The following is a 7364-nucleotide window of genomic DNA, read 5'->3' as shown; positions in this document are numbered from 1 at the left end:
GGGAGAGTAGGCCGCCGCCAGTTTTTATTTTATTTTTAAAAATCCTTTATCTTATTGATAAAGGATTTTTTTTTGCTTTATACCCAAGCAGGGAACACCTAAACTCATACATAATGAGCAATGAGTAATAATTGATAAACGATACATCAATCAACTATCATTGATCAACTATCACTTATCATTTATTACTTATGCTGGACAGCATACACTCCAGTTGTCACTCCGCAGGAGTCTGAACAAAGTATTATCAAATAACTCAGTATTACTTTTGCTTTTTTAACCTTTGAACTCTTAAGACTCTAATAAAGTTGGCTGGATTCCTGCGGAATGACACAGTAGGAAAGAAGCAGTCCAAATAAAAAGAAATAACCCCATTGCAACCAATAACGCTATTGGAAAAGATAACCACGGAACCCGTACCCTGACCTTGTCACATCATTTTATAATTTATCATTGATGATTCATTCACCATCCTAGCCCCGATAGGAATGGTTACCCCACAGCTTGTGTTGGAGAGTTGGAGAGTTTGAGTGTGGGAAAGCGCAGGCGCGAGGAGTATGAATGGATAGCGGGAAACAGCTCCTGAAATTTTTAGATGTCTGTAGATGCAAATCAACACAAATAGATGAGTAGCTAAAGGTCTTTATGACCATATCTTTTAATTTTTGATCTGTTTTATTCAATTACCAGAGATTTTTTATTTTTTGGTAATTCAAAATTGTGTAATTTAGTAAAATCAAATACATTACGAATCTAAATTAAATAGTATGAAAAAACATTTATTCCCTTTATTTTTGCTGTTATTAGGTGTGAATGCACATGCACAACAGGATTTCTTTGCGATTACAGGAAAAGATACTCAAAGTATTACTTTTAATGATTTCCGAACAATTGATGCTTCTAACGGAATTTCCGGGGAGAAAATTTTCACAGCTGATTCATCAGTTAAAGTGTTTTCACAGGCTAGAAAAGGTATTGTAGCTGAAGATAGAAGTTCTTATGATAACTCTCAATCAATCACTATGGCGGCACTTGCTTACGACTCTTCGAATAATAATCTGGTGTATATGCCTATGTTTTCATCAAATGTTTATATTTTAAATCCTCAGACTAAGGAGATTAGATTGGTTGAGAATAATGTGGCAAAAATTTCAAGCTGTGATATTAATTCTCATATTACCAGAATGACAACCGGATATAACGGTAATATTTATGCTGTAAATAATGCGGGAACACAGTTTTTGGAAATCAGCAAAAAAGCCGGGCAATACACCGTAAATGATCTTGGAATTATTAAAGATGATCCTTCTAACGGAAGAAATTCTTTTACAGCTATGGAGACTGGTTTTGGTGGTGATATGATTGCTGATACAGATAATAATTTCTATGTATTTGCTGCTTCAGGGAATGTTTTTAAAATTGCGACAAAGGATTTGAATGCTAAATTTATAGGTAAAATTACAGGTATTCCTGATAACTATTCAGTAAATGGTTCAGCAGTAAATGCCCAGGGAAAAGTGATAATAGCAAGTGCTAAAGGAGGTGCTTTATATGAGGTAGATCTGACAACTTTGCAGGCTAAACAGCTTCCGGGAGAACAGGGACTTCATATTTACGATTTGGCAAGTAAATATTTTGCTAATGATAAATCCTCAGCACTAAATACTCTTGCTTCTAATCTTGATATCTATCCAACAAGAGTTGATGAACACTATATCAACGTTCATGTTAATAAGAATATAAAAGGCATCATTAAATTGAATATATTTGATATGGCAGGTCAAAATGTAATGACTCAGAATTTATCTGTGAAAGATGGCTCATCGGATGAAAAAGTATACCTTAAAGGATTGGTAACCGGAGCGTATATTGTAAATATTGCTGATGAATCAGGAAAAGCAATATTCAATAAGAAGATTCTTATAACAAAATAATTAAAATTATAATTCAAGATATAAAGACCTTTTCAAACATTTTGAAAAGGTCTTTTAATGATTATTTGATATTCAATAAGTTTTATTTTTCGATATTATAATGTACTTTTATAAAAAAAATATAGATGAAACTATACTTTAATGTAGGATATATTGTAAATGCTGGAGAAAATTTACAACTGGTATTTGGTGAAGAGGAGAATACCATACATGTCCATACTATGTTTTATGCGGATAATGGGTTATGGAAATGCGAGGTAGATTATTTTTCAAAATTTATTTCCTATCATTATCGCGTAGTGAATGAAAAAGGAAATGTAGTAAGAGAAGAATTTGTAGGTCATCATTTGATTTTTCCACATAATTACAAGGAGTTTATCATTTTTGATGAATGGAATAACAAAAACTTTCCTGAAAATTATTTAAATAACAAAATCCTTTACAATAAGCTGCACGATTTTATTCCTGAAAAAGTTACGGTTTTAAAAAAACATACCCACCTTTTCAGAATTGAAGCTCCAATTTATAATCCGGATTGGAGGATTGTTCTTTTTGGAAATACAGCATCCTTAGGAAACTGGAACTATGACAAAGTTGTTCATCTGAATCAGACGGATTTTGGAATGTGGGAAGCTTCTGTTGAAATCCCGGAGAATGAATTTATCCAATTTAAATATTGTATTTACGATACGAAAGAAAATAGAGTAATAGATGTAGAAACCGGGGAAAACAGATTTACGGTAGCTAATCAATTATCTGACGTTTTGCAGGTGGTTTCCAATCATTATTTCAGATTTAAAGGTTATCAGATGTATCATGATGCCGGTGTGGCAATTCCTGTATTCTCTTTGAGAAGCGAAAACGGATTTGGAGTGGGAGAATTTACAGATATTAAAAAACTGGCAGATTGGACAAAAGAAACCAATTTGGGAATTATTCAGATTCTCCCGATCAATGATACAACCGCTAATTACTCATGGACGGATTCTTACCCATATGCCGCAGTGTCTGTTTATGCTTTACATCCACAATATATTTCTTTAGAAAACCTTGATTACTCTTTACCGAAGGAATTAGTTGATGAGTATCTGTCTGAAAAAGAGAAATTAAATTCTTTGGATCTCATCGATTATGAAAGTATGATTGAAGGCAAGTGGAAATATTTGACAGCTGTTTTCAACAAGGAGAAAGATAAAATTTATAAAGACCGAAATTTTAGAAAATTCATCAAGGATAATGAATACTGGCTTGTTCCTTATTCCGCGTTCTGTGTTTTGAGAGATAAATACAAAACACCTAACTTCAACGACTGGAAGACCCATAAGAAATATATTGCCGGAAAGATCTCACAGTTTTTTACAACTAAAAATAAAGATTATGATACCTCAATGCTCCATGCCTGGGTACAATACCAATTGCATGTACAGCTTAAAGATGCTGTTGATTATACCCATAACCTGGGAGTTTCGTTGAAGGGAGATCTTCCTATTGGAATTTACAGATATTCTGTAGAAGCCTGGACAGAACCTGAATTATTCGGTATGGATTTCCAGGCTGGTGCACCGCCTGACCAGTTTACAGAACTTGGACAAAACTGGGAGTTCCCAACTTATAATTGGGAAGCTATGAAAGCAGACGATTACAAATGGTGGAAAAACAGGTTCAAAGCATTGGAACAGTATTTTGATGCCATGAGAATTGATCATATTTTAGGTTTCTTCAGAATATGGAGAATGCCGGTTTCTGCCGTACAGGGAATTTTAGGATACTTTTATCCGGCTGTTCCTATTGTTGAGGAGGAATTTAAAGCGTGGCAGATTCCGTTCAATGTTGACAGGTATTGTAAGCCTTTTATCAATAATAAGATCTTATGGGATTATTTCGGAGAAGAAAGCGGAAAAGCTCTTGAGTTGATGAACCGTAATGAAGATGGTACGTATACTTTCAAAGAAGAATTTGATACCCAGAGAAAACTCGTTAACTTCTTTAAGAAAAAATCATATGGCTCTCTTGAAGAAAAATTGGTTTCCCTTTGTGCCAACGTTTTGTTTTTAACAGAAGAAAGAAATGGGAAAACGGTTTATCATCCGAGATTTAATGTATACAATACAGAATCTTATCAATACCTTCCGGAATCGGAACAGAAGAGTATTTATGACCTCTATCATGACTACTTCTTCAGAAGACAGGACCATTTATGGTTGGAAAAAGCCATGGAGAAACTTCCGGTTATCCTGAATGCTACCAAAATGCTGATTTGTGGTGAAGATCTGGGAATGGTTCCTGCGTGTGTGCCCGTTGTGATGAATGAATTGGCTATTATTGCACTTAAAGTACAGAGAATGCCTTCTGAAAATATTCCGTTCTATAATCCTAAGAATGCAAGCTATATGAATGTAGTGACAGCTTCTTCCCACGACAGTTCAACATTAAGACAATGGTGGAAAGAAGATCCTGTATTGACACAGAAATATTACAATCAACAGTTGATACAATACGGAAAAGCTCCGGAAGATCTTAATCCTCATCTTGCAGAGATTATCATGAAACAGCATCTGTATAATGAGGCGATGCTTGCTATTTTCCCGATTCAGGAGTTTCTGGCGACAGATGCAGAGCTTACCAATAAGAAAATCGATAATGAAAGAATCAACAACCCTGCAGTTTTTCCACATTATTGGCGCTACAGAATGCATATAAAGCTTGAAGATCTGAAAGAAAGAAAATCTTTCAACCAAAAAATTGCCCATTGGATAAAAGATAGTGGAAGAGTATAAAATTAACAATTGACTATCAGTTGGTTAAGGATATTTTAAAAGAAGTTTAATCTTATGATTTAACTTCTTTTTTTTATTTGTATCAAAAGGATAGAATTAAGATATTCGGCTATATATTAACCAATTAACGACTATAGAGATGAAAAAAATATTTTTGGGATTAGCTTTTGGGTTAGGCGTTTTGACCTCGGCTCAGCAGTATCCGAATAATGGTTGGGATGATGACGGTTATTATCAGAATGAAGGAGGCTATTATAGTGACGAAGATGATAGAAATTATTTCCCTGACGATTATTATTACAATTATCCGCAGGACTATTATCCAAGTAATTATTACCAAAGCTATTATAATGACTACAGAGGAAGTATTATTAATATCGACTGGAACGGGTTTTTCATACAAAACAGATTAAGCAGATGGCAGGTAGATCAGATTATGAGATTGAATAACCTGTATGCAAGCTTTACAGCATGGAATAATTTCTACAGATATAATCCGGACAGATGGTATTATGACAGATTTTATGCACTGGAAAGAATCTTAGGACCACGAGTATTTGTGGTTTTCCAGAATAATTATTACAGAGGCTCCAGCCCAATAGTCTATTTCCAGAATTACAGAAGAACCTATTATGTGCCTAGATATACGGTAATGCCTAGATATAGAAATATCAATATCAATATTTACAGGGTAGACAGATCAAGATTCCGCAGAATGAATAATCCTACATTTGATATTATCAGAAGAGACAGCAGACCGGATAATGGTTTCAAAAACACGGGAAGCAACGGGAATTCGGGAGGGTTCCGCGGAAATAACGGAAATAACAATAACTCCGGTTTCAGAAATGATAATAACGGTGGCTTTAGAGGAAATACAGATAACGGAGGCTTCAGAAATAATAATGGAGGTGGCTTTAGAGGAAATAGTGATGTAAGAAGAGAAGCTCCCAAACGAGAAGATAATGGCGGATTCAGAGGAAGTAATGGAGGTTTCAGACAGAAGTCTGAAAATGCTGCACCAAGACAAGAAAACCGTGGTAATAGCGGTGGAGGTTTTAGAGGCAGTTTAGTAAGGAATTAATTTTCATATATTATATTTAAGTGGTGTGAAGGGCAGGTTTTTATAATCTGTCCTTTTTTTGTTGTTTTATTGTTTTGTTTTTGTTAAAATTTAACATTATTTATGAATATAGCAATTTAACTTATGATTTTATTCATAATCAAAAAGGTATAATAACAAAATAACAATTAATTAAATTTTAAAAAGATGAAAAAATTAGTTTTAGCAATAGCATTTATCGGAATGGGAGGTTTTGCAATGGCACAACAGACTACAACTCCACAAGACAGACAGGCAAGAGCTGTTGAAATGAAGCAGAAAATGGAACAGAAACAACAGGAACGTTTGGATCAGATGCAAAAAGACCTTAATCTTAACCCTTCTCAGGTAGCTCAGATAAAGGCTCTTCAGGACAAAAGAAAAGCTGAAATGATGGCAGAGTTTGACAAGCATAAGGCAGACAGACAGGCTAAAATGCAGGAAATGCACGCCAAAAGAGCACAAATGGATGCTGATATGAAAAAAGTCCTTACTCCTGATCAATATGATAAATGGCAGGCTGACAGAAAAGCTAAAGCAGAGAAAATGAAAATGGCTATGAAAGAAAGAAAAATGATGAAAAAGCCTATGAATACGGGAACTGCTGAAGTAAAATAACAGTTTGTAATTTTAGTTTTTTAATGTGTTAAGGATGGATGGTTTTCCATCCTTTTTCTATTAATTTTCTTTAAAACTTTTGATTTCGGGCTTTTATTCCCTATTTTTGACTATAAATTTAATACTTATGGTTAGCGAAAAAATTGCAAAATTAATTAACGAACAAATCGCCCACGAACAATACGCCGCTCAATATTATCTTTCAATGTCTGCATGGTTTTCTGGAAAAGACCTGGATGGAATTGCCAACTATTTCAGAGTACAGAGCAAAGAGGAATTGATGCATGCAGATAAAATGTTTGATTATTTGAATGATGTGGGAGGAGAAATTATCATTGGAGAAATTCCAAAGCCTCCACACGACTTCGAAAATGCAACAGATATTTTTGAGAAAGCATTGGCACATGAGAAAATTGTAACTAAAAGTATTTTCAATATTGTAAAAAATGCAAACGAAGAAGGAGATTTTGCAACTACATCATTCCTGCAATGGTTTATCAACGAACAGGTAGAAGAAGAAGCAAGTGCTTCTCAATACGTAACAAAAATCAAAATGGTATGTGATAACCCGTCGGCATTGTACCTTTTTGATCAGGAATTGTCTCAGAGAGTATTTACTCCTGGTACAACCGCTTAAGATTGAAAAAATCTACACAATATAAAACCGTTATCCTCATGAATAGCGGTTTTTTTGTCATGATAACATAGCTATTTCCTATACGGTTGCCTTTGGATTCTCACAGCAGAAATAAAAACTACTGCTCCCAATACAAAACTTAAAAACAATGAGTTTGCAATGTTTTCATTAGGCATATAATGATGACCATCTGATGGAACAGGCGGATCCAGACAATCAATAATATTGTAAATGACCACTGTAGAAGACAACATTATGATCAGACTTAGTAAAAAGGAGGTTAAATATATTCTCAT

At 34.3% G+C, this 7364-nt stretch carries 6 protein-coding genes; 5 read left to right on the top strand and 1 reads right to left on the bottom strand.

Annotation, left to right across the window (positions count from 1 at the left end):
- Window positions 1-767 precede the first annotated feature (767 nt).
- The 5 genes from BW946_RS14885 (at window position 768) to BW946_RS14865 (ending at window position 7068) form a co-directional block, all read left to right on the top strand.
- Window positions 768-1934, top strand: a complete 1167-nt coding sequence (locus BW946_RS14885; protein ID WP_076596927.1) for a T9SS type A sorting domain-containing protein — start codon at window positions 768-770, stop codon at window positions 1932-1934.
- Window positions 1935-2059: 125 nt separating this feature from the next.
- Window positions 2060-4711, top strand: coding sequence for a 4-alpha-glucanotransferase (locus BW946_RS14880; protein WP_076596926.1), 2652 nt, complete (start codon window positions 2060-2062; stop codon window positions 4709-4711).
- A gap of 139 nt (window positions 4712-4850) precedes the next feature.
- Entirely contained in the window at window positions 4851-5795 is a 945-nt protein-coding gene (locus BW946_RS14875) for a hypothetical protein (RefSeq protein WP_076596925.1), read from the top strand.
- A gap of 186 nt (window positions 5796-5981) precedes the next feature.
- Window positions 5982-6431 (top strand): hypothetical protein, encoded by a 450-nt coding sequence (locus BW946_RS14870; RefSeq protein WP_076596924.1) that lies wholly within the window; start codon window positions 5982-5984, stop codon window positions 6429-6431.
- A gap of 127 nt (window positions 6432-6558) precedes the next feature.
- A complete protein-coding gene (locus BW946_RS14865) occupies window positions 6559-7068 on the top strand; it encodes a ferritin (RefSeq protein ID WP_076596923.1) in 510 nt (169 codons plus the stop codon).
- A gap of 71 nt (window positions 7069-7139) precedes the next feature.
- On the opposite strand, the gene BW946_RS14860 is transcribed toward BW946_RS14865, so the two are convergent.
- The gene (locus BW946_RS14860) at window positions 7140-7364 is read right to left on the bottom strand and encodes a hypothetical protein (RefSeq protein WP_139326016.1); all 225 of its coding nucleotides are present in this window, start codon (window positions 7362-7364) and stop codon (window positions 7140-7142) included.

This window comes from Chryseobacterium sp. RU33C, assembly GCF_900156015.1.
GTDB classification, from domain to species: domain Bacteria; phylum Bacteroidota; class Bacteroidia; order Flavobacteriales; family Weeksellaceae; genus Chryseobacterium; species Chryseobacterium candidae.
This window is presented reverse-complemented; position numbering and strand designations above follow the sequence as displayed.